Origin of the sequence: Tranquillimonas alkanivorans, from assembly GCF_900115595.1 — a bacterium.
Lineage (GTDB): Bacteria > Pseudomonadota > Alphaproteobacteria > Rhodobacterales > Rhodobacteraceae > Tranquillimonas > Tranquillimonas alkanivorans.
In genome coordinates this window covers 1-2,789 of the sequence record NZ_FOXA01000028.1, presented here as the reverse complement: position 1 = coordinate 2,789, position 2,789 = coordinate 1, and the positions used below count along the sequence as shown (strand labels likewise).

Here is a 2,789-nt window from a genome sequence, read left to right as displayed (position 1 = left end):
GAAGCTCAACTCGCTCGACGTGGTCGATGCCCTGACAGATCTCTTCATCCTGCGGGGGCCCCCTGAGTTCATCAGATCCGATAACGGGCCCGAGTTCGCCGCCCGAAAGGTCCGTGAATGGATCGAAGCCGTGGGCGCGAAAACTGCCTTCATAGAGCCCGGATCACCGTGGGAGAACGGCTATTGTGAGAGCTTCAACGCCCGCTTCCGCAACGAGCTGCTCGACGGGGAGATCTTCTACTCGCTCCGCGAGGCCCAGATCCTCATCGAACAATGGCGGCGCCACTACAATACCATCCGCCCCCATAGCGCCCTGGGCTACAGACCGCCTGCCCCGGAAGCCATCGTCACCGTCGACCGAAGGAGGGGCAATGCATTAACAATCAACCTGGACCACTCGAATGGGGCAGTTCACCCCGCCCCACTCGTCGCGCGCCAGCAGTTCCAGGCGATGCCGTTGTTCCTCGGTGTGGCCGTCCTCCGTCGTCACCGACAGGACGAGTTCGCAAACCTCCGCCTCGTCAAGCCTGGCGAGCCGCTCGATGTCGAGCCTTGTGGCCAGGTCGCGCAGCGCGACCTCCGATCCAGCCGCAATGCGGTCGATCGTCCACCGCGTCTCCGCCAGAACTGGCGGGTGCGCCCGCGCGACCACCTCCAGGTTGTCCAGAGGACGGTCACCACGGTTCTCCACCACCAGAGAGTGAAGCACCGCGACATCGTTCTGCGCAGATGCGAAATTCACTGTCGCGGCACATGTCGCCTTGAAGACGACACGCCGTTCTGCCTCGACACCGGCAGCCCGATCTTGGTCTTGAGGCATCAGTATTTACTCGAAGTTGCTTGGCAGGCAGCATCAACAGGTTACCGGCCGCCGGTCAACCTGCGCGTGTCAAGAACAGGTCATCTCCTTCCAGGGCACGCGCCGCAATCCTCGACCCTTGGGTGTGCCTCCCGACCGCAAGCGCGACCGTCGAAGAGAGCGAGGCGGCACATGTCCGCTGCACCCATTCAAATCCGGCGGCGCCTCCCTCGCCAGAAGACGCTTCAACAATACTCGATGGCGCGCATTATCGACATCACCGAGTGCTCGGGCAGGAGGCTCCGAAGCGCCGCGTCAAGAATATCCACGTGCGGCCCCTCATCGCAGAGCTGCCGCAGCTCCTCCAGTTCCTCTTCCTCGAAAGCCCAAGGCTCAAACGCATCAGGCAGCGGTCCGCCGTCGTGCCAGTTAATGATCTGCATTCGCGTGGGGATGTGGTGGCGGTCGTTCATTGGTGTTTCTCCTCGAGATAAAAGGCGGCTTCCCGCCATGCGAGGAGGTAAATGGTCCGGACGGGGGGCCGACAGAATCGCCTTCCGCGAAGTCATCCAAAACCTTGCACACGGCAGTTGGTGTGTCACAAGGACGGCCGCGCGAACGGGAGCGCTGCACGTGCTCAAGCCGTGTGCCGCCGTCTCCCCCTGCTCCGCCCGGACCAGATCTCCACACCCCCCGCGCCGAGCACCAAGGCGCCGCCGACAACTTCGAGCGGTCCGAGCCGTTCTCCCGCAAGGACCGCACCCGAGAGGGCTCCGACGAGGACCTCCGACATCAGGAGAAGGCCCACGCGCGCAGGTTCCAGACGCGCCGCCGCCCACATCAGGGCCGCCATGGAGAGACCCCACCAGATGCCGCCCGCCGCGAGCACCCAGTTCGTGGCCGCGCCGCGTTCGTCCGGCGTGACTTCCGGCGCCCACGGCCCAAGAACCAGAACCAGCACCAGAGCCCCTGCACATGCGCCGAGAACGAACACGAACCCGGCCGTCGCCGACCCGAGGGTCGACTTGGAGCGGATGCCGGTGGAGGAGACGGACCAAAGAAGTCCCGAGAGCAGGGCGAGCCATTCCCCGAGCCCTCGCGGGAGCGGCACCTCGCCGTCGGCCCCCAGCATCAGGCCGAGACCGCCGAGGCCGAGCGCGATCGCCAACGTGCGCTCCGGCCGGCTCCGCCAGCCCATCACGTAGCGCCCGATCAGCGTGCTCCAGACCGGAGTGAGGTAGAACAGGAGGATGATGACGGCGACCCGCCCGTAAAGCAGCGCGACCGAGTAGAGCACGAAGGCCGCGCCGCCGAGGGCGATCGAGGCCAGCGCCAGCGGGTGCGCCTCCGCGATCTCCCGCCGATGCCTCGCCGCGGCCGGCGCCAGCACCAGAGCCGCCAATGCCACGGCTGCGAGCGTGCCCCAGGCGCCCGGCAGGCCGGCCTCTGCCATGCGACGGACGGGCAGCCAGTAAACGCCCCAGAACGCACCGGTCGCCACCACGATCAGGCTGGCGATGATTACGGTTTGAGACTCGGTCATGCGGTTCCGTCTAACCGTCCCCCGGCCGAAACGACAGCACGGCATTGTCTGAGCGGCGCGGTCTTGCATACGATCTCAGCCCGAGCGCCCCCTACCCCACGAGATAAGACTATTTCGCGCGCCGGTGTGCCTCACGCCCCCGGCCCTCCGCACCCACGCTGTCGGGCCGTGCGATAATAGCGGGTCTGCCTCACGAGCACGGAAGTCCGCCGATCGACGGGATCGGACCAAGCTGTTTGGCGGACACCCCTCCCCTTCCTCAGCCGACGCATGCGGAACCGTCTGCCTCGGCGTGCCTGGCGGTGGCGGGGCCGAAAAGTTTACAGCCGCCATCGACGTCGCGCCGTCGATGGCGACCGCTTACCGCGAGCGCGTCCCCGCAGATGTCAGTGCTACCTCCCGTAGCGGACGGCTCGCCATCGGCAGACGATGATGGTCGCGCAATCC

The 2,789-nt window shown here is 66.1% G+C and carries 3 protein-coding genes and 1 pseudogene; 1 reads left to right on the top strand and 3 read right to left on the bottom strand.

Going from position 1 to position 2,789, the window contains the following annotated elements; genetic code table 11:
• Window positions 1-355, top strand: a pseudogene (locus BM162_RS18800) (integrase core domain-containing protein); the annotation flags it as partial.
• 21 nt (window positions 356-376) lie between these two features.
• Here BM162_RS18800 and BM162_RS18795 read toward each other — a convergent pair.
• The 3 genes from BM162_RS18795 to BM162_RS18785 all read right to left on the bottom strand — a co-directional run bounded on the left by BM162_RS18795 (window position 377) and on the right by BM162_RS18785 (window position 2,342).
• Complete coding sequence (locus BM162_RS18795) at window positions 377-709, bottom strand: hypothetical protein (RefSeq protein ID WP_143096221.1); 333 nt, start codon at window positions 707-709, stop codon at window positions 377-379.
• Window positions 710-1,044: 335 nt separating this feature from the next.
• Window positions 1,045-1,272: a hypothetical protein gene (locus BM162_RS18790; RefSeq protein ID WP_093425066.1), complete on the bottom strand. Its 228-nt coding sequence runs from the start codon at window positions 1,270-1,272 to the stop codon at window positions 1,045-1,047.
• A 164-nt stretch (window positions 1,273-1,436) separates the two neighbouring features.
• Window positions 1,437-2,342: an EamA family transporter gene (locus tag BM162_RS18785; RefSeq protein WP_093425064.1), complete on the bottom strand. Its 906-nt coding sequence runs from the start codon at window positions 2,340-2,342 to the stop codon at window positions 1,437-1,439.
• Between the last annotated feature and the right edge of the window lie 447 nt (window positions 2,343-2,789).

Excerpts from the sequence above, each read along its gene's own strand:
- BM162_RS18790 (WP_093425066.1), bottom strand. The coding sequence starts at position 1,272 with ATGAACGACCGCCACCACATCCCCACGCGAATGCAGATCATTAACTGG.
- BM162_RS18785 (WP_093425064.1), bottom strand. The coding sequence starts at position 2,342 with ATGACCGAGTCTCAAACCGTAATCATCGCCAGCCTGATCGTGGTGGCG.